This is a genomic window from Mucilaginibacter sp., assembly GCF_965277465.1.
In the GTDB taxonomy this organism is placed as follows: domain Bacteria; phylum Bacteroidota; class Bacteroidia; order Sphingobacteriales; family Sphingobacteriaceae; genus Mucilaginibacter.
In genome coordinates, this window is the sequence record NZ_CBDICW010000001.1 from 2319454 (window position 1) to 2338721 (window position 19268).

General features: G+C 42.7%; 23 protein-coding genes and 1 tRNA gene. 16 read left to right on the plus strand and 8 right to left on the minus strand.

All coding sequences use genetic code 11. The annotated features are described in order from the left end of the window. Window positions 1–125 precede the first annotated feature (125 nt). The 5 genes from metN to ACQY4U_RS10500 all read left to right on the plus strand — a co-directional run bounded on the left by metN (window position 126) and on the right by ACQY4U_RS10500 (window position 3144). On the plus strand, window positions 126–1157 hold the full coding sequence (gene metN, locus ACQY4U_RS10480; protein WP_428329348.1) for a methionine ABC transporter ATP-binding protein MetN: 1032 nt from the start codon (window positions 126–128) through the stop codon (window positions 1155–1157). After that, window positions 1150–1572: a methionine ABC transporter permease MetI gene (metI, locus tag ACQY4U_RS10485; RefSeq protein ID WP_428329349.1), complete on the plus strand. Its 423-nt coding sequence runs from the start codon at window positions 1150–1152 to the stop codon at window positions 1570–1572. Before metN ends, metI begins: the two co-directional genes overlap by 8 nt. 3 nt (window positions 1573–1575) lie before the next feature. Continuing rightward, window positions 1576–1806, plus strand: coding sequence for a hypothetical protein (locus ACQY4U_RS10490; RefSeq protein ID WP_428329350.1), 231 nt, complete (start codon window positions 1576–1578; stop codon window positions 1804–1806). Between the two features lie 14 nt (window positions 1807–1820). Then, window positions 1821–2630: a methionine ABC transporter substrate-binding lipoprotein MetQ gene (metQ, locus tag ACQY4U_RS10495; RefSeq protein WP_428329351.1), complete on the plus strand. Its 810-nt coding sequence runs from the start codon at window positions 1821–1823 to the stop codon at window positions 2628–2630. Window positions 2631–2691: 61 nt separating this feature from the next. Next, a complete protein-coding gene (locus tag ACQY4U_RS10500; protein WP_428329352.1) occupies window positions 2692–3144 on the plus strand; it encodes an RrF2 family transcriptional regulator in 453 nt (150 codons plus the stop codon). Between the two features lie 43 nt (window positions 3145–3187). On the opposite strand, the gene ACQY4U_RS10505 is transcribed toward ACQY4U_RS10500, so the two are convergent. From ACQY4U_RS10505 to ACQY4U_RS10520, 4 genes are all read right to left on the minus strand, one after another. Continuing rightward, on the minus strand, window positions 3188–3310 hold the full coding sequence (locus ACQY4U_RS10505; protein WP_428329353.1) for a hypothetical protein: 123 nt from the start codon (window positions 3308–3310) through the stop codon (window positions 3188–3190). An 18-nt stretch (window positions 3311–3328) separates the two neighbouring features. After that, a tRNA-Cys gene (locus ACQY4U_RS10510) sits at window positions 3329–3400 on the minus strand. Between the two features lie 9 nt (window positions 3401–3409). Further along, the gene (locus ACQY4U_RS10515; protein ID WP_428329354.1) at window positions 3410–3970 is read right to left on the minus strand and encodes a peroxiredoxin family protein; all 561 of its coding nucleotides are present in this window, start codon (window positions 3968–3970) and stop codon (window positions 3410–3412) included. Window positions 3971–4026: 56 nt separating this feature from the next. Beyond that, a complete protein-coding gene (locus tag ACQY4U_RS10520) occupies window positions 4027–5052 on the minus strand; it encodes a cysteine desulfurase family protein (RefSeq protein ID WP_428329355.1) in 1026 nt (341 codons plus the stop codon). A gap of 300 nt (window positions 5053–5352) precedes the next feature. Here ACQY4U_RS10520 and ACQY4U_RS10525 point away from each other — a divergent pair, with 300 nt between their 5' ends. Both ACQY4U_RS10525 and ACQY4U_RS10530 read left to right on the plus strand, forming a co-directional pair. Further along, window positions 5353–5985: a redoxin domain-containing protein gene (locus ACQY4U_RS10525; protein WP_428329357.1), complete on the plus strand. Its 633-nt coding sequence runs from the start codon at window positions 5353–5355 to the stop codon at window positions 5983–5985. Window positions 5986–5987: 2 nt separating this feature from the next. Next, the gene (locus ACQY4U_RS10530) at window positions 5988–6386 is read left to right on the plus strand and encodes a hypothetical protein (protein WP_428329358.1); all 399 of its coding nucleotides are present in this window, start codon (window positions 5988–5990) and stop codon (window positions 6384–6386) included. Here the strand turns inward: ACQY4U_RS10530 and ACQY4U_RS10535 are convergent. From ACQY4U_RS10535 to ACQY4U_RS10545, 3 genes are read right to left on the minus strand one after another with little or no spacing between them, the layout of a single operon-like run. Beyond that, the gene (locus tag ACQY4U_RS10535; RefSeq protein ID WP_428329359.1) at window positions 6380–7195 is read right to left on the minus strand and encodes a serine O-acetyltransferase; all 816 of its coding nucleotides are present in this window, start codon (window positions 7193–7195) and stop codon (window positions 6380–6382) included. The genes ACQY4U_RS10530 and ACQY4U_RS10535 overlap by 7 nt on opposite strands. Next, a complete protein-coding gene (locus ACQY4U_RS10540) occupies window positions 7196–8998 on the minus strand; it encodes a family 2A encapsulin nanocompartment cargo protein cysteine desulfurase (protein WP_428329360.1) in 1803 nt (600 codons plus the stop codon). Then, entirely contained in the window at window positions 8982–9902 is a 921-nt protein-coding gene (locus ACQY4U_RS10545) for a family 2A encapsulin nanocompartment shell protein (RefSeq protein WP_428329361.1), read from the minus strand. Before ACQY4U_RS10545 ends, ACQY4U_RS10540 begins: the two co-directional genes overlap by 17 nt. Window positions 9903–9981: 79 nt before the next feature. On the opposite strand from ACQY4U_RS10545, the gene ACQY4U_RS10550 reads away from it, so the two are divergent. The 5 genes from ACQY4U_RS10550 to ACQY4U_RS10570 all read left to right on the plus strand — a co-directional run bounded on the left by ACQY4U_RS10550 (window position 9982) and on the right by ACQY4U_RS10570 (window position 15190). Continuing rightward, window positions 9982–10236 carry a hypothetical protein gene (locus ACQY4U_RS10550; protein WP_428329363.1) on the plus strand — a complete coding sequence of 85 codons (255 nt, stop codon included), beginning with the start codon at window positions 9982–9984 and terminating at the stop codon, window positions 10234–10236. 130 nt (window positions 10237–10366) lie between these two features. Next, a complete protein-coding gene (locus ACQY4U_RS10555) occupies window positions 10367–11620 on the plus strand; it encodes an MFS transporter (protein WP_428329364.1) in 1254 nt (417 codons plus the stop codon). Further along, a complete protein-coding gene (locus tag ACQY4U_RS10560; protein WP_428329365.1) occupies window positions 11617–12768 on the plus strand; it encodes a metallophosphoesterase in 1152 nt (383 codons plus the stop codon). The genes ACQY4U_RS10555 and ACQY4U_RS10560 overlap by 4 nt, the downstream gene beginning before the upstream one ends. A gap of 3 nt (window positions 12769–12771) precedes the next feature. Further along, window positions 12772–14016 (plus strand): arsenic transporter, encoded by a 1245-nt coding sequence (locus ACQY4U_RS10565; RefSeq protein ID WP_428329366.1) that lies wholly within the window; start codon window positions 12772–12774, stop codon window positions 14014–14016. A 130-nt stretch (window positions 14017–14146) separates the two neighbouring features. Next, a complete protein-coding gene (locus ACQY4U_RS10570) occupies window positions 14147–15190 on the plus strand; it encodes an NAD(P)-dependent alcohol dehydrogenase (protein ID WP_428329367.1) in 1044 nt (347 codons plus the stop codon). Window positions 15191–15260: 70 nt separating this feature from the next. Here ACQY4U_RS10570 and ACQY4U_RS10575 read toward each other — a convergent pair whose 3' ends face one another. Further along, complete coding sequence (locus ACQY4U_RS10575) at window positions 15261–16529, minus strand: Hsp70 family protein (protein WP_428329368.1); 1269 nt, start codon at window positions 16527–16529, stop codon at window positions 15261–15263. A 192-nt stretch (window positions 16530–16721) separates the two neighbouring features. Here ACQY4U_RS10575 and ACQY4U_RS10580 point away from each other — a divergent pair, with 192 nt between their 5' ends. The 4 genes from ACQY4U_RS10580 to ACQY4U_RS10595 all read left to right on the plus strand — a co-directional run bounded on the left by ACQY4U_RS10580 (window position 16722) and on the right by ACQY4U_RS10595 (window position 19141). After that, complete coding sequence (locus ACQY4U_RS10580) at window positions 16722–17243, plus strand: hypothetical protein (RefSeq protein ID WP_428329369.1); 522 nt, start codon at window positions 16722–16724, stop codon at window positions 17241–17243. Between the two features lie 189 nt (window positions 17244–17432). Beyond that, complete coding sequence (locus ACQY4U_RS10585) at window positions 17433–17867, plus strand: MarR family winged helix-turn-helix transcriptional regulator (RefSeq protein ID WP_428329370.1); 435 nt, start codon at window positions 17433–17435, stop codon at window positions 17865–17867. A gap of 18 nt (window positions 17868–17885) precedes the next feature. Next, complete coding sequence (locus ACQY4U_RS10590) at window positions 17886–18341, plus strand: organic hydroperoxide resistance protein (RefSeq protein WP_428329371.1); 456 nt, start codon at window positions 17886–17888, stop codon at window positions 18339–18341. Between the two features lie 38 nt (window positions 18342–18379). After that, window positions 18380–19141: an alpha/beta hydrolase gene (locus ACQY4U_RS10595; RefSeq protein ID WP_428329372.1), complete on the plus strand. Its 762-nt coding sequence runs from the start codon at window positions 18380–18382 to the stop codon at window positions 19139–19141. Window positions 19142–19268 lie beyond the last annotated feature (127 nt).

A 19268-nucleotide genomic window follows, 5' to 3' on the forward strand; every position in this document is an offset into this window, starting at 1 on the left:
CCAATGTAAGTTTTATAAACATATATATTCTATAGAAATTATAGGATATATTTGCAGCAAATTAGTAATATGCAACCATTGGTTATAAACGCTGTGATTGAAAATAAATACCTGCTGGCCTAATAATGATTGAACTAAAAAATGTAACCAAAACTTTTAAGAAAAAGAACAGCCAGGTAACTGCCTTGTCAAACGTGTCGTTAATTGTGCCGCAGGGCAGTATTCTTGGTGTTATTGGGGCTTCCGGAGCGGGTAAGAGTACACTGATCCGCTGTGTGAATTTGCTGGAGAAACCCACCAAAGGCGAAGTGATTGTTAACGGGCAAAACCTCACCCTGCTTTCATCAGCCGAACTTGCCAAGGCCAGGCGGCAGATCGGCATGATCTTTCAGCACTTTAATTTATTATCATCACGAACAGTATTTGAAAATATAGCATTCCCGCTCGAACTGGACGGCACGCCAAAAACCGTAATAAACGAACGGGTAAATGAGCTGCTGAAATTAGTCGGCCTGGAAGAAAAGGCAAATGAATACCCTGCTAATTTATCAGGCGGGCAAAAGCAGAGGGTAGCCATTGCCCGTACGCTGGCCAGTAATCCCAATGTACTTTTGTGCGATGAGGCAACCAGTGCGCTCGATCCTGCAACAACCAGGTCGATTTTGGCCTTGCTGAAGGATATTAACCAGCGCTTCAATATCACCATTTTACTCATCACCCATGAAATGAATGTGGTAAAGGCAATCTGTAATGAAGTAGCGGTAATAAGCGATGGTAAACTGATTGAGCGCGGCACGGTTAGCGAGGTGTTTTCTCACCCCGAAACCAGCCTGGCAAAGCAGTTTATTGACTCATCGTTACATGTAGCGCTGCCTGTTGAGTATGAGCAGCGTTTAACGGCATCGCCTTCGGGCAAAAAACACCCGGTGGTAAAGCTCAAGTTTACCGGGCGCTCGGCGGAGGCTACCATTTTATCAGAAGGGAGCAGGCTTTTTGGGGTAGATAACAATATCATCAGCGCACAAATGGATTATACGGGCGGTGTTAAATATGGAATAATGTTGGTTGAAGTAAGCGGTGAACCGGAAAGTACGGACAAATCACTAACCTATTATAAAAGTAAAAAGATAGAAGTGGAGGTGTTGGGCTATGTCTGATTCGATGGTGTGGATGTTAGTAAACGGTTTGTTTGAAACCATCGTGATGACCTTTGTATCCGGGTTTTTTGGTTTTGTAATCGGCTTGCCAACAGGGGTACTGCTGTTTATGACCCGAAAGGGCCAGGTATCTGAAAATAGCTCGTTAAACGGTACAATTTCCATTTTGGTAAATATATTCAGGTCTATCCCATTTATCATCCTCATTGTTTGGATGATCCCATTTACAAGGGCCCTGGTGGGCACCTCAATTGGAGTACAGGCTGCTCTGGTGCCACTTAGCATAGGCGCAGCACCCTTTATAGCCAGGATGGTTGAAAACAGCCTGATAGAAATCCCCAACGGGTTAATTGAGGCGGCAAGGGCTATGGGTGCAAAGCCGTTTCAAATTGTGTTAAAAGTATTACTGCCCTAAGCATTGCCATCTATTATTGGGGCTGCTTCAATTACGCTCATTACCCTTGTTGGTTACTCGGCAATGGGTGGGGCCGTTGGTGCCGGTGGATTGGGCCAGATCGGGTATCAGTATGGTTATGTTGGGTATGATATTGTGGTGATGAATACGGTGCTGGTTTTATTGGTAGCACTGGTATTTGTTATCCAAATCGCTGGTGAGTTCCTGGCAAAAAAGGCAGATCACCGTAAATAGATTTAATTAAAAATATGAATATAAAAACGTTAAGCAGTATAGCATTAATAGCCATAGGCCTGGTTGCCTGCGGCCGTAAAACACAAGTAAATAACAGTAACCATATTAAAGTTGGTGTGGAATCGGGCCCGGAGTTTAAGGTAGCCGAGGCCGCCCAAAAAGTTGCCAAAGAAAAGTACGGGCTTGATGTTGAACTGGTGCAGTTTAATGATTACGTAATGCCGAATGCAGCTTTGAGCCAGGGCGATATTGACCTGAATGTTTTTCAAAATAAACCATACCTGGATGTGCAGGCCAAACAACGGGGTTACAAATTTGCTATTTTAGGTAATACGTTTGTTTATCCGCTGGCGGGTTATTCGCATAAAATTAAAACCATTGATCAGCTTAAAGACGGCAGTACCATTATTATTCCTAATGATCCTACCAACAGTGGCCGTTCGTTATTGCTTTTACAAAAAGCTGGTTTATTAAAGTTGAAAGATGGGGTAGGGCTTTTGCCTACTGTAAATGATATTGTGGGCAACCCAAAGAACCTGAAAATACTTGAATTGGAGGCCCCGCAGCTCCCGCGTGCGCTCGACGATCAGAATGTAACCATCGCTATCATCAATAATACTTTTGCCGGGCCTGCCGGGCTGGTTGCCAAGCGCGATGGTATATTTGTGGAGGATGAAAAATCACCCTATGTAAATATCATCGTATCGAGAGACGATAATAAAGGCCAGGATAACGTGGCCCGGTTTGTAAAAGCCTATCAATCGCCAGAAGTTGCACAGGCCGCTGAAGTTGCCTTTAAAGGCGGCGCCATAAAGGGTTGGTAAAAGGTTAGCTTCATGATGATAAAATCGTTAAAAAGCTATATCTTGAAATGATATAAATAATATGCTGTCTAAAAAAGCTAAATATGCTGTAAAAGCGCTCATTTTTCTTGCTAAAAATGTGGATAAACCTCCATTGCCGGTTTCAAAAATTTCTGAGTTGGAAAAAATCTCCAAGAAGTATCTGGAAGTGGTTTTATTAGAGCTGAGAAATGCCGGCTATTTGTTTAGCAAAAAGGGGATAAGCGGCGGCTATGTATTGAGCAAACCACCCGAAGAGATCTTTTTAGTGGGTATTATAAGATTAATGGACGGGCCTATAGCCAGGGTATCGTGTGCAAGTGCCTTTCATTACCGCAGCTGCGAAGAATGCTTGGACGAAGCTACCTGCAGCATCCGGAAGGTGTACCTAAAAGTGCGTGAGGAAGAGCTTAAGATATTATCAGATATTAGTATTGCTGATATGCTGAGCAATGAGCAAGTAAGCAATCACGATTTGATATTACGTGATGCCTGACCGCTGCATGCTTAAAACCTATAATTAGCCTTGCCATCGGTGATCACAAAATATCATCAGGATGTGCCATCACTACCAAAATGTGCGGGCCTTGCGTAACTTCCTGCGCAAATAGAGCCGGCAGGTTAAGCAGCGTTAACAGGAAGAGAAAAGGTAGTTTTAACATTTTGTTTTATTAATAAAGAGGCGTGAGGACGGGCTCGAACCGTCGTAAAGAGTTTTGCAGACTCCCGCCTAACCACTCGGCCACTCCGCCTTGCTGCAATCAGTTTGAACTGGCTGCCTGTTTGTCGGTTAATAATTTAATGGCTTGTAACATGCCGTTAAATTCAGTTTTATCGTATAAGCGCGTCAGGTAAACAATTTTTCCTGTGCCATCTATCACCACATTCCTGGTAACGCCGCTTTTTTTATCGGCAAAACGGCCAAAAATATCCGCACCAGGGTCAAGCGCCAGGGGATAGGTAAGTTGCATGTCATCATGAAATTTCTGAACTTTTGCCAATGGCTCGTCCCTGTCAACGCCTATCAGTACAAGGTTTTTGTTTTGGTAGGCTTTCCAAACATCACTTTCCAGGTGGGGCATTTCTTCACGGCAAACGCTGCACCAGCTTGCTGTAAACTGCAATACTACTATCTTACCACGCAACTGCTTTAATGATGTTTTTGTGCCGTTATTTAAAACAAGCTCAAAATCATCAGGTGCCTGGTCGCCTACTTTAACTATGTAGCCGCGTTCATCCGCAGTATTCACAACCTGTGCTTTTGATACAGGTATTAAAAGCAACTGAAATAAGACTAATACGCCATATTTAATCATCTTCATGTTTATGTGTTTTGTAATGTCACTGTTAAAATGTTGCCGTAGGGGCTAAGTATTTATTATGCGGCTACCGTTTGGTATATGGATGTAATAACCTCCGCAACATGATCTATCTCCTGTAGAGTATTGAACCTGCTTATTGAAAAGCGGATGCTTTCTGTATCAGCAGTAATGCCTAAGGCTTTCAGCACAGGCGATGATGAACTATAACCACCCGATACAGCTATCTGGTGCTCATCAAGGTATTGCAAAATACTTTTACTCATATTGGTTTCGGGCAGCCTTACATTTAATATAGAGGGAATGCTTTTTATGGCGATACCCGAGTTTCCGTTAAAAGTTATGGCAGGCAGCAACTCCGCCAGCTGCGTGATCAGCCTGCTTTTTAAACCCTGGATATAATTCAGCTTTGGTTCCATATCATCATGGGCAATAGCAAAGGCTTTGCTTAAACCAATAATGCCGGCAACATTGTCTGTACCCGAATTAATACCGGGCAGGTGCTTTGTGCCCTTGCGGCAATACAAAAAACCAATTCCTTTGGGGCCATGAAATTTATGGCCTGATACTGCCATAAAATTGACGTTTAACCCCGCCAGATCATAACGGTACTTACCTGTAGTTTGCGCAGCATCGGTATGAAAAATCGCCTTGTATTTTTTACAAAGCAACCCAATTGTTTCAATATCGTTAAGGTTACCTATATCATTATTGGCATGCATTACAGAAACAAAGTTACGGGTATTGGTTCTGAGCAAATATTCTAAATGATGCAGGTCGAGGTTGCCGTGTTCATCATGCTTAATGTAGCTTACCCTGATGTCGTGTTTTCGTTGTAAAGCATTTAAGCTCTGCAATACAGCCGGGTGTTCAAAAGGTGTGGTGATGATATGATCAATGAACGAACAATTAACGGCAGATAAAATAGCAATGTTATCAGCCTCCGCAGCACCTGCTGTAAAAATGATCTCTTCGGGTAATGCATTTAACAATTTAGCAATCCCGGCACGGCTAATGGCAACTGCTGCTTTTGCATCGCGGCCATAACCATGATGGGTTGAAGGGATGCCATACTGATCCAGCAAATAGGGGTCATCGCGTTATATACTTCTCTGTCAAGTGGTGTGCTCGCTGCGTTATCCAGGTATACCTTCATGTGTTTATCCTTCATATTTAAGCTAAGCCTGCCTTAAAATAAAGCGGGTAATTGATCATTACCGGCAGGATTAAAAACTAAAAATTAAATAATGAAACAAATGTATATAAAATCTATAGAATTAGTATACATTTGTTTATTATTTCTTTTTTGATGACGAACAAAGAAATTTATATAGGAGATAAACTTGAAATAGCTGAATTTAAAATAGAACCTTAAAACTCTCGATATGAAATTAGAAAATAGTAACAGCTTAACTTTCGACCTTACAGAAATCATGCTTGAGCTGGAGATTCCGGATAACAAATATGTCCCTTTAAAACCATTACAAAAAGGCAACAGGATCCCGGATTTAGTTTTTAAAAACGAACAGATCAATCAGCATAGCTTTTTAAACGGCGCAGGTATCAGTGGGGCTGCTTTGCTTAGGCAGATTGCCGGAAAGCCATTGGTGATCTGCTTTTATTCGCTTGAATGGAAAGAATACGGACTTGCTCACTTAACTTTTTTAAACAAGCTGCAAAGCGAGATAAGAGCTATTGGCGGCAACGTGCTGATAATTTGCCCTGATGAGCAAAATAATAAACTGGAAGAGCTTGTATGGGATAACAGCCTGAAACTTAATTTTTACTTTGACAAGAACAATGAGATTGCACGCCAGCTTGAATTATACAGTGAGCTTGACCCTGCCTGGAACAAGTACCCTGGGATAGAAGTAAATGTACCCTTATTGGCTACTTACATAGTTAGCAATGGCGAAATTTTGTATAGCGCTATCGACCAGCAGTTAACTGGCCCGGCCCCATCAAAAGAGTTGCTGCAAACCGTGATAGAAACCTATTTTTTCATGAAATCTGCATAAAAATGGCCAGGGTATACACGGTTGAAATAATGAATAAAACCTGGGAGGAGCTTGATAAAAACCTGCACAATCTTTATCAGGAACTGACCATTGTAATTGGTGAACGCGCCGCCCGGCTGTTTGGAACAGCCCTGGGCGGTGCGGATTTTTTATTATGCATTGCCGATGGCAGGGACGGTTATGCTGAGTATGAGTTAAATGATATTGAACAGGATCTGGTTAATTTTGGAACTGCACTGGTTGAAAATAAAGGAAAGGTATCTGATGAGCTATTTGATATTCTTGTACCTCATTATACCAGTAAAGAGTTGGTTATCTTAGTTTCATTTGCTGTGCAGCTTACGGCTGCCAACCTGTTTTATAACGTTTTTGAATTAACTGCCAGTGATTCAGGCTACTGAGCTTCTTTAACCTCGATGCGTAACTGGTGCGTATTAAATACACTTGAATACGGCGAAACACTTTTGGTTAAAAACACACTGCCCCCTATAATGCTATCATGGCCAATTACTGTTCTTCCTCCTAAAATGGTACTGCGTGCATAAATAATTACGTTGTCCTCTACCGTTGGATGGCGCTTTACGTCAGACATGATTTTACTTACCTGCGATGCGCCTAAGGTTACCCCCTGGTAAATAGATACATTTTTGCCAATGATACTGGTGGCCCCAATTACTATCCCTGTACCATGATCCAAAAATACCGGTACGCCTATCTGTGCATTCGGATGAATATCCACCCCTGTTTTTCCATGTGCATGCTCGCTCAATATCCGTGGAAGGATAGGTACTTTTAACTGCGATAACCTGTTTGCTATGCGATAAACCGCTACGGCATAAAACCCAGGATATGAAACTATCACTTCATGAATGCTGCCTGCGGCGGGGTCATCTTCAAAGGTTTTGGTTGCATCAAGCCGCAGGCTTTGATAAATTTCTTCCAGTGAGGCATAAAACTTATAAATAACCTCGTCTATATTGATATTGGCAGGATCAAGGTAACTGAGCAAAATATTCTCTAGGTCAATCTGGTTCTTTTTTAACTGCCCCTCATAAATTGATTGCCTGTTTAGCCGGTTATTAGGAAACAAAAATTCGTACAGGTCAGACAGCCAATCCACCGCCTGCCTGAAAGATGGGGTTGCTTCCCACTCGGCTTTATGCACCTGGTAAAGGTGTTCAATAAATGTATTGATCTGGTTTGTTTCCATTTATCTTTTAAGTCGATGTAGTGTTTCAACCAGTAAATCCACCTCGGCGCAGGTGTTATAAAATGCCAGCGATGGCCTCACGGTGCTTTCCAGCCCAAAGCGGCGTAATATAGGTTGTGCACAATGATGCCCTGAACGTACCGCAATGCCCTGTTTATTGAGTTCGGCGCCAACCTCTTCGGTTTTGTAACCTTCCAGCACAAATGATAATACACTTGCTTTATCAGGTGCAGTGCCAATCAGGCGCAAACCTTTTACTTCTTTTAAAAGCTCGGTAGCATATACCAAAAGGTAATGTTCATACTGGGAAATGGCCTGCATACCTATGCGCGTTACATAATCAATGGCAGCACCTAGGCCAACAGCATCGGCAATGTTTCCGGTGCCTGCTTCAAACCTGCCCGGAGCGTTATGGTATTTGGTTTCCTCAAAGGTTACATCTACTATCATATTGCCGCCGCCCTGCCACGGTTGGGTTTCATTCAAAAGATCTTCCTTGCCATATAATACACCTATACCTGTAGGCGCAAACACCTTATGGCCCGAAAACACAAACCAATCCGCATCAAGCAACCTTACGTCCACCGGCATGTGCGATACGGATTGTGCACCATCAACCAACACTTTTGCGCCTGCCAAATGGCCAAGCTTTACAATTTGGGCAGCAGGTGTAACCGTACCTAAGGCATTTGATACCTGTGTAAAGGCTACCAACTTTGTTTTGGGGCCAAGCAATTTAACATATTCATCAATTAGCAGCTGGCCATCGTTATCAACCGGAATTACTTTTATTTTGAGACCTTTTTTAGCGGCAAGCTGCTGCCACGGAACAATGTTGGCATGATGCTCCAGGTGGCTTACAATAATTTCATCCCCTGCCTGCAGGTTTTGTTCGCCCCAGCTTTTGGCTACTAAATTAATAGCTTCGGTAGCGCCACGTACAAATATAATCTCGTTGCTCGAGGCTGCATTCAGAAATTGCTGAACCTTTTTACGTGCACCCTCATAGGCATCGGTTGCCCTTGCTGCCAATTCATGCGCCGCACGGTGAATGTTTGAATTCTCGTGCTCATAAAAATAGCTGATCCGGTCAATAACCTGTTTGGGTTTTTGCGTGGTTGCTGCATTATCCAGCCAAACCAGTGGTTTTCCGTTTACCTGTTCGCTCAGGATAGGGAAATCGCGCCGGATAATATTTACATCAAAAGGAGCCTTGATAATTCCGCTTGCACCCTTTGGCCTTTCAGCCGAAAATAATGCGGGAACCTGTTTCAGGAAATAATAGGATGGGTCTGCTGCCTGCTGATCGGGTTTGAACGGGATTTGCGGCACATGCGGAAAAGTGATGATCTGATTTAGCGCAGCCTGCAGATCTCTTTCAAACGATTGCTCCTGCTGGTAAGGCAGCTGCGTAAAATTATCTGTAAGCAGTTCAGTGCCTGATAGGCTGAAACCCGTTACATTCTCTTTGGACGAAGGCCGGGCAGTACCCAATGCCGGATCGTCAAAGCTGGTTTGCGGGTCTTTCAAATCGATCACATTTCCCTGCGTAATTGCAGACGGGGAAGCCCCAACGCCTGAAGCCGGGCTCGATTGTGTATTCCCGGATAAATTTATTGGCCGTTCATTAGCCTCCTGAATAAAGTTAAATTGCTCTATTGTTGGCTGATGGTCGCCCGGCGTTGTGGGGAAGGCAGCCGGGTTTACCGGTGCCACGCTCTGCGGAGATTTAAAAAACTGGTTAGCCAGCTTTTCAAGCTCTCCAATATCTAAAAAGCCTTCGGGCTTAGTATTTGTACTCATGATAGTTACCTAAATCCACATCTTCTAAAACTGCAATTGCATCATCAACCAGTACTGCTAATGAGCAGTAAAGCGAAACCAGGTACGAGGCTATGGCCTTGTTATTGATCCCCATAAAGCGAACTGATAAACCCGGTGATTGCTCGCCCGGTAAACCCGGCTGAAACAGCCCGACCACACCCTGTCGGCTTTCTCCTGTCCTGAGCAGGATGATTTTAGATTTGTTATTTTCAATAGGTAATTTATCCGACGGAATCAACGGGATACCTCTCCAGGTAATAAACTGCGAGCCAAAAAGCAATACGGTTGGCGGCGGAACACCCCTGCGGGTACATTCGCGGCCGAAGGCGGCAATAGCTAAGGGATGAAGCAGGAAAAACCCGGGCTCTTTCCAAACCTTAGTTATCAGTTCATCTAAATCATCAGGAGTTGGAGGGCCAAGCCTTGTTTTTATTTTCTGGCTCGGTACCACGCTGTGCAACAAACCATATTCCTCGTTATTGATCAGTTCACTTTCCTGCCTTTCCTTAATAATTTCGATGGTAAGGCGAAGCTGTTCGCTGATCTGGTTATAGGGTTTGCTGTAAAGATCAGATACGCGGGTATGCACATCCAGCACCGTGTTAACGGCACTCAGGTTGTACTCCCGTGGATTTTCTACATAGTCAACAAAAGTAGAAGGAAGTTCGCGTTCATCGCGTGAGGAGCAATCTACTTCTACATTTTCTGCATCCTTAACCTTGTTTAACCGGTAAACGCCCGATTCAACAGGAACCCAGTTTAGCAATTGCGGAAGCCAGCGGGGGGTGATTCTTGATAATTGAGGGACCGTACGCGTAGCGATGGCCAGTTGCCGTGCGGCTGCGTCGCCTAAGGCTGTTTGATTTGATTTTGGATCTGCCATTTTAATAGTCGGGAGTATTGTACTTATTTAATTCGTGTTTACAATTATAGTATATTAATTCTATAGATTTAATATACTATTGAAAAAATTAAATAAAATACTGGCACTGGCTAATGATTACCAGGGCATGGAATACAACCTGAATAATAACAACTGCACCGATTTTGGGATTAAGGCAGCTACAATTGCTGGTATTACAGTTGTTGAAACCAGTGGAAAATGGCCCTTGGGAAAAGGAAATAATCCGGGAATCACCGGGCAGAGCATTTTGGAAGGCAAGTTTTTAAATACCGAAACTGCCGACCGGAAAAGCCTTTTTGAAGCGGATAAATAAGTCTTTTAAGATGATTTTAGCGTTTAATTATTAAAAAATTATCGATCCCGTATTTGTATTTTATTCCAAAGGTTTTTATCATTTCATTAAATAAAACATTAATAAAGGGAGGATTGTTGAACCCGGTAATATGGGTAAGCAGCAAATAAAGCGGGCGATCATCAGGCCACTTCAGGCGCTGAATTTTTTCATGGCTGATATGCAGGCAGGCATCGGCCCCTTTCTTGGGATATTTCTGCTTGCGCATGGTTGGAAAAGCGGGTTAATCGGTTCGGTTATGACTATTGGCGGCGTTGCCGGAATGCTCATGACCGCACCCGCCGGTGCATTAATTGATTCTACCAAACGAAAACGGTTGTATGTAGTAATTCCCGGAATTTTTACGGTGATAGCATCGGCCGTTATTCTTGTTTCTCAAAATTTTTGGATAGTCAGTATCTCACAAGTCGCCACAGCTATCGCCGGATCGGCCATTGGTCCTGCGGTAATTGGCATTACACTTGGTATTGTAAAACAAGCAGGTTTCAACCGTCAAAATGGCTATAACCAAGCTTATAATCACGCGGGTAACGTTGTAGGTGCAGCCTTATCGGGTTACCTGGGTATGAAATTCGGGATGACTGCCGTATTTTATTTAGCTGCGTTATTTGGCGTGCTTTCCATCACCTCAGTTTTGATGATCCCTGCCAAAGCAATTGATGACAGGGCCGCGCGCGGTTTAAAAGGTAATGGCGAAGATAATAAAGCAAGCGGTTTAAAAGTATTGCTTGAATGTAAGCCCCTGCTCATATTGGCTGCTGCATTGGCTTGTTTTCACTTAGGTAACGGTGCTATGTTGCCCTTATACGGTTTGGCTGCTGCCACTAAAAATCAGGGAAACCCCACCATGTTTGTTGCCATGACCATTATTATTGCACAGGTTGTTATGATCGGAGTATCACTGATTGCCATGCGAATGGCCGAAAAAAGCGGCTACTGGCTGGTGATACTTATTTCTTTTATTGCACTCCCGGTGCGCGGCTTTATCGCTGCCCATATGATCAATCAGACAGGCTTATACCCGGTGCAGATTTTAGATGGGATTGGCGCAGGGTTGCAAAGCGTTGCGGTTCCGGGACTGGTGGCCCATATATTAAACGGTACGGGCAGGGTAAATATAGGCCAGGGTGCAGTAATGACAGTGCAAGGGTTGGGCGCATCATTAAGCCCTGCCATAGGTGGCTGGATAGCACAGGGGTTTGGCTATAACTCAACCTTTTTGATTTTAGGCAGTTTTGCCACAGTTTCTATATTGTTATGGCTGCTGTTTTCCAAATCACTTAAAGCCGCCTGTGATACCACCTTGAAAAAAACAGGTCATTCTAAAGATAATTTTGCATTATGAGTTTAAATAAGATCAGGCAAGTGAGTAAACCGCTGTTGTTTGCCCATATCGGCGATTTACACATCACTAAAGCCAAAGAACAGAACTATATAGATTTATTGTCTATCATTGCTCAAATAGAGGTGGAGTGTAGTAATAATCTTGATTTTGTAGTTTTACCAGGTGATAATGCAGACAATGGTTTACCCGAACAATACCTTCTGGTTGCCACTGCATTAAAAATGTTATCTATCCCGGTTCATATTATCCCCGGAGATCACGATATGGAACAGGGTGGTTTACAAGGATTTTATGCCTTACCCGGGGCAGATCAATTACCCAAAGCCATAAATATAAACGGGATTAACTGCCTGTTTCTGGATGTAAGCGGGCCGGGTAACGGTGGCCCTGATTTTAAGTTAGGGAATGAACAGATGACTTGGTTACAAAATGAGTTGGCAACTGCAAAAGCTGAAAACCAGGAAACAGTGGTGTTTGTACATACTTACCCCGATGATATTAAAGATGAGGCAGAAAAAATTGTCTTTAACCGGCTTATAGCAGAAAATGAAGTGGCATTAATAGATATGGGGCATACACATTATAACGAACTGTCAAACGATGGGGATACCATATTTTCAGCAACCCGTTCAACCGGGCAAATTGAAGAAGGACCTGTTGGTTATTCGTTAATAAGCATTGATCAAGGTGTGGTTAGCTGGCGTTTTAAAGCGCTGCACGATTCATTTCCATTTGTGCTGATTACTTCACCAGCAGCTTATCAGCTGGTAAGAAAGATAGAGCAGGTTGTTTCCGGATCGGTCGAGATTCGCGCTATTGTTTTCGGTTCCCGTGAAATTCAAAGTGTACAGTATCGTTTGGAAAACGGATCATGGTCGCCTATGTCTAAATCTAATGATAATAACACATGGTCGGCAAGTGCGCTGATTTCAGGGGAGCATGAACTTATAAACCTTACCGTTCAAGCTATTGATCAAACCGGGCGGCCCGGGCAACATACCCTGCAATTGGCTACACCATTGTACAAGCCGGCTAAACATTTAAAGAATGGCAGCGATGCCGACTCCATTGGAGCTTGGCCCGGAAATGGTATTTTTGGGACCCAGCTTGGCCCAAACAGAAACGCTAAACCATTGTCAAAGCCATAATAAATGGATCATACGCTTATCTGGATCATCTCCCTGCTGGCTATTGCGGGTGTTATTATAAGACCGTTCAAAGTAACAGAAGCTGTTTACGCTGTAACCGGGGCGGTACTGTTGCTTATTTTGCAATTAATTAAACCCGGCGAAGCCTTATCGGGCGTATTAAAAGGATTAGATGTTTATTTTTTTTTAACAGGGATGATGCTGCTTGCAGAAACCGCGCGCGAAGAAAAGTTATTTGACTGGCTGGCTGCCCATGCCACTGCAATGGCTAAAGGCTCATCGGGCAGGCTGTTTTTGCTCATCTACGTAGTTGGGGTTATTGTTACTGTATTTTTATCTAATGATGCGACAGCTGTAGTTTTAACGCCTGCCGTGGCTGCTGCTGTAAAAGCAGCTGATGTAAAAAAGCCATTACCTTATTTATTGATCTGCGCTTTTATTGCTAACGCAGCCTCGTTTGTATTGCCTATCTCCAACCCGGCTAACCTTGTTATCTATGGCAGCAATATGCCGCCTTTATTACATTGGCTTGCGCAGTACACTATTCCATCGGTGTTTTCAATTGTTGTAACTTATCTGGTACTGCAGTTTACGCAGCGCAGCTGCTTTAAAATTGCCATAAAAACCCATATAGAGATCCCTGTATTATCACAGGGCGGCAAAACCGCATTAATTGGTATTGTATCAACAGCGGTAGTATTACTGGCGTCTTCGGCATTTGGTATTCAGCTGGGTTTGCCTACGGCTATCACTGGGATATTAACATCTGCTATTGTAATCATCCGTTCTAAAAAAAATCCGCTGATTGTTATCAAAGGCGTATCATGGGCAGTACTGCCATTGGTTGCAGGCTTATTTGTTATTGTTGAAGCGATTAATAAAACCGGGTTGATCGGTCAGTTAACTAACCTGCTTAACCAGGGTATAGCCCACTCTTCTACAGGTACAGCGTGGGCAGCCGGGGGTTTGGTTGCAGTAGTGTGTAACCTGATGAATAACCTGCCTGCCGGGCTTATTGCCGGTAACGTTTTACAGGCTGGCCATGTACCCGAAATGGTGAAAAGCGCAGTGCTGATCGGGGTTGACCTGGGGCCAAATTTATCCATAACCGGCTCATTGGCCACCATATTGTGGCTTGTTGCACTAAGGCGCGAAAATCAAACAGTAAGCGCCTGGACTTTTTTGAAACTGGGTAGTGTGGTGATGACCTCGGCGCTTATTGCTGCATTAGCTTCCCTTTGGATTTAGATGATAATTAGCAACATCTTTCGATTGTCAAAAAAAACAATAAAATGAAATGCAAATAGTAAAACAAAGGTTGATTATTTAGCTTTACCATGTTAAAGCAAATTTCGTTTAAAATAAAAAAACTATAAAAATGACATCAGTAAAAGCTTACGCAGCACAAGCTGCCGACAAACCACTTGGTCCACTTTCTATTGATCGCCGCGAGCCTGGTGCCGACGATGTAGAGATCAAGATCTTATTTTGCGGTGTATGCCATTCAGATATACATACTGCGCGTAATGAGTGGGGAGGAACCATCTATCCGGCCGTACCTGGCCATGAGATAGTAGGTACAGTAACCCGTGTGGGTAATAACGTTACTAAATTTAAAGAAGGCGATACTGTAGGGGTAGGCTGCTTTGTTGATTCATGCATGCATTGCTCTAATTGTAAGAGCGACCTGGAACAATATTGTAAAAATGGCCATACGCAAACCTATAATTCATTATCGCAGGATAAGCAAACAGTAACACTTGGTGGCTATTCAAGCCATATTGTGGTAACCCAGCACTTTGTATTATCAGTATCTGATAAATTACCACTCGAAAAGGTTGCTCCATTATTGTGTGCAGGAATTACCACTTATTCTCCATTAAAGCACTGGGGCGTAAAAGCCGGTGATAAAGTGGCTGTTGTTGGTTTAGGCGGATTAGGCCACATGGCTGTTAAGTTAGCTGCATCAATGGGTGCCGAAGTAACTATGCTGAGCCGCTCAAAAAGCAAAGAAAAAGATGCGGCTGAATTAGGCGCGCACCATTTTAAGCTAACCACCGAAAAAGAAACTATGGCCGAACTGGCCGATAGCTTTAACTTTATTATTGATACGGTATCGGCCCCGCACGATTATAACGAGTACATGAACTTACTTACAACCGACGGTGTTATGGTATTGTTAGGCGCTCCGCCTGAGCCTACTGCTGTTGCTGCTTTCCCTTTTATTATGGGCAGGCGCAGTTTGGTTGGCTCTTTAGTGGGTGGCATCAAAGAAACACAGGAAATGCTGGATTACTGTGCCGAGCATAATATTACATCGGATGTGGAAGTGATCAGTATTGATAAAATTAACGAAGCTTATGAGCGTACCCTTGCAGGTGACGTGCATTACCGTTTCGTAATTGATATGGCTACTTTATAATATCTTTTATTTCAAGCAATAAGGCGGGTAATTTGCCTGCCTTATTACTTGAATTTAAATCCAATATCTATCAGTCTTCAAAAAGATAACCGCTGTAGGCTAATCCCTTGGCCACACTTTTAAAGTTATCTCCCGAATTAAGGTTAACGTGAGGAAACCTTTTTTTGAAGAGTTCTTGAATACTCCCCACCATTGATGTCCCACCCGTTAAAAAAAGGCTGTCTATATTTTTTGAGTCGATACCATTTTGAAGCATAAACTCATCAAGGTAGTTTGCTATCCGGTTCACTTCCCTTTCAATTATTTGTTTATAAACCGACAGGGTAATTTCTTCTTCAATTTCTATAGCCATATTGTGATAGCTAAAAACAGCTGTATCCTTGTTTGAGAGGGTGATTTTTGTTTTCTCGATGGATTGAAATACCGAATAGCCCAAGTTATTTTCAATAAGGGTGATCAGGTTTTTAAACAGCGGATCTTTGCCCGAATAGTAGTAGTAATCTTCTATGTCTTTTTTAATGCGCAGGCCATTAAAAAAATTCATTTGTTCCCAGGAGCAAATATTAGCAAAAAGTGATTTTGGTACAGTTAAAACCTTGCCCGGGGTAGCTTCATATTGGGTATGCTTGCCAAAATATGGCGTTCCTTTCTCCCACATAAAGGCCGAATCAAAGCTGTCGCCGCCTATATAGATGCCGCCATTGGCCATCATGTCGTTCTTTCTGTCTTTGCTCCCCACTTTTTCAGGATCAAGTACCAGGTAAGTAAAGTCTGTAGTGCCCCCGCCAAGATCCGCCACTAATACGTTTTCTTTTTTCAGGAGGCTTTTTTCATAGGCAAATGCCGCCCCGATAGGCTCAAACTGAAACCGTACCTCTGTAAAGCCAGCAATTTCTGCTGCCTTGCTCAGCCGGGTTTGGGCTAAGGTGTCTTTTTGTACATCGTCGTCATCAAAAAAAACAGGCCTTCCAATTATTGCTTTGCGGCAATCCTGCCCGGTTAAAAGGTCTGCACGTTCTTTCAGCTCCTTTAAAATGATAGCTACCAGGTCTGATGCATTGTACCTTTTATTATGGATCCGGGTTTCTGTAAAACTGCTTTTTGATAATATTTGCTTAACAGATTTAATAAAACGGCCCTTCATGTTGTCATTAAGGTAAGCGGTAATGGCTTCCTCGCCCGCAACGTAATTTTTATCGCTGCCTGCATTAAACTGATGGTAGAAGTAAATAAGCGAAGGGATAATAATGGTGCTATGTATTTCTTTGGTTTCTTCGTCGTAAATAGCCAGGGCCGAGTTGGTTGTTCCAAAATCGATTCCGTATAAAAACTTCTTCATGCAAGATGAGATAAAACAGTAAAAATTTAAAGGGCGGCGAAAGTATTAAAAAATTGCTGCCCAGCAAAATACCTTTATACTTTAAACGTAATGTTTTTGAATGAATGCGGTTTGCTTACCCGGGATTAGGCCGTTGGTTTTTGTCATCAGTGCGTATAATACCCTGTTTAAGGCAGTGTATGTGTATATAATTTGGCCGATGCTTTAATTATTGCCAAATTTGTATGGATGACGGATTTGAACGAGTACGAATGTGAAATGCTGGATACAATGCTGGAAGCTTTTGGGATTCCGGATAGCCTGACACGCCGGCAATTGCTGGAACTTTTTGATCAGGACGAAGCCTCTGCTTTTGCAATGGTGCAGGCCCTTTCAAGAGAAGGTCTGGTAGCCGAGGCTGGTAAACATGGTGATTATGAGCTGCCGGAGAAACTTATTTTAAAACCAAAAGGAGAAAAATTCCTGAAGGAGGGAGGGTTTATGCGCCGTTATAAAATGGAGCAGCAAAAGCCTTTGGAGGTAGGCGGGACCCAAGCCAAACTGCAGCAACAAAATATGCGCCTGCAAAATGATAAACTCGCCGGCGAAGCCCTGAATATCAAACTTCAAAAAACGGTTACCTCATTAAAAACCCTGCAATATATATGGTGGGCTCTGATTGTTCTGGCATTTATTATTGGATATTTTGTAGGACATGCACATCACGCCAAGTAATTAACTGGTGCTTACACAATGTTGCCGTGTAATAATAAACAAGCCCTGTATTTTAAACTACCCTTTATAATATAATGATAACTCATGCACTCTATAAAAGAGGGAGTATTGCCATTGTATTGTCAAGTAAATTAAATTGTATACAATATAATTTTATACAATATATATTTGTTCATCAATCAGCAGCAAATGGATTATTTAAAGTTAGAAAATCAAGCCTGTTTCCCTGTATATGCCCTGTCCCGGGTATTAACGGCTCATTACAAACCTATTTTAGAAGGTATTGACCTTACTTATCCTCAATACCTGGTGATGCTGGTTTTATGGGAGCACCAGCAACTTTCGGTAAAAGAAATTGGCGAAAAGCTGCTGCTTGATTCAGGCACTTTAACCCCTTTGCTTAAAAAATTAGAAAGCAAAAAACTGGTTAGCCGGATAAGAAGCGCCGCGGATGAGCGGGTGGTAATGATCAGCCTTACCAAAAACGGCGCGGCTTTAAAAGAAAAAGCAGTAAGCGTACCAGAGTCTTTTAAATGCAGCCTCGGCCTTAGCATTGAAGAAATGGTTTCATTACGCAACACCATCAATATTATCCTTGAACGAACTAAACAAAATAATAAATAACATAAATAATCAATTATCATGTCAGTAAAACCAATTTACACAGCAATAGCAACTGCCACAGGCGGAAGAAACGGAAGCGTAGTGTCATCAGATCAGGTACTGGATCTGCAAGTAAGGATGCCGAAAGAATTAGGCGGCGCAGGCGGTGCTTACACTAACCCCGAGCAATTATTTGCCGCAGGCTACTCGGCTTGTTTTGATAGTGCACTTAACCACGTTATTAAAAATGAAAAGGCAACAACCGGTACCACTGCCGTAAGGGCACATGTAGGCATCGGCTCAAATAATGCCGGCGGATTTGCTTTGGTAGTTACACTGGAAGCTAACGTACCAGATGTTGACCAGGAAACAGCAAATGCCTTAGTTGAAAAAGCACACCAGGTTTGTCCATATTCAAACGCTACAAGGGGTAATGTTGAGGTTTCACTTACCACCACTATATTAAGTGCCGAAGAATTTGCAGCTGCTAATTAATCAAAGTAGCTACTTAATAAATTTCAATATATCACATCATGAAAACTATCAAAAACCTTTTGATGTTGCTTGTTATATTAGCAGCAACATCAAACATACAAGCACAAACAACAAGTGCTAAACCAACCATTATTTTTGTTCACGGGATCTGGGCCGATGGCTCTTCGTGGACTGCCCAGATAGAAGCATTGCAGGCTAAAGGCTACCCGGTAATGTCGGTTCAAAACCCCATCACCTCACTGGCAGACGATGTTGCCGCTACCAAAAGGGCAATTGCAAAGGCTAAAGGTAATGTTATATTAGTTGGCCATTCATGGGGCGGGTTTGTTATTACACAGGCGGGTAATGATCCTAAAGTTGTAGGCTTGGTATATGTTGCCGCATTAGCGCCTGATTTAAACGAAACTGTGCCTACCTTATCGGCAAATGGCCCTGCCGTAAAATTAAGTGATTATTTTGAACCACAGGATGGTTTTATTTATATATCAAAAGCAGGTGTTGAAACGGTTTTTGCACAAGATCTAACTCCTAAACAGCAGGCCGTAATTTATGCAACACAAACCCCGGCTTCGCAAACTGTATTTGCTGACAAAAGTGCCGAACCTGCCTGGAAAACAAAACCAAGCTGGTACATAGTAGCCAAAAGCGATAAAGCGATAAGCCCCGATTTAGAGCGTTTTATGGCGAAAAGGATAAAAGCTACCACAACCGAAATTGATGCCAGCCATGTAGTAATGGTATCGCACCCGAAAGAAGTTTTGGCGATAATTGAAGCAGCCGCAAACGCCCCTGTTAAATAATAAGCAAAACATAAGTTTAAGCATTAATGCTTAGTATAAAAGAAGCCGTCTTAAAATAAGACGGCTTCTTTTATGTTGAGATAAATCAAATAAGGGTTCTGTTTAATAAGGTATTCAGTGTACCGCT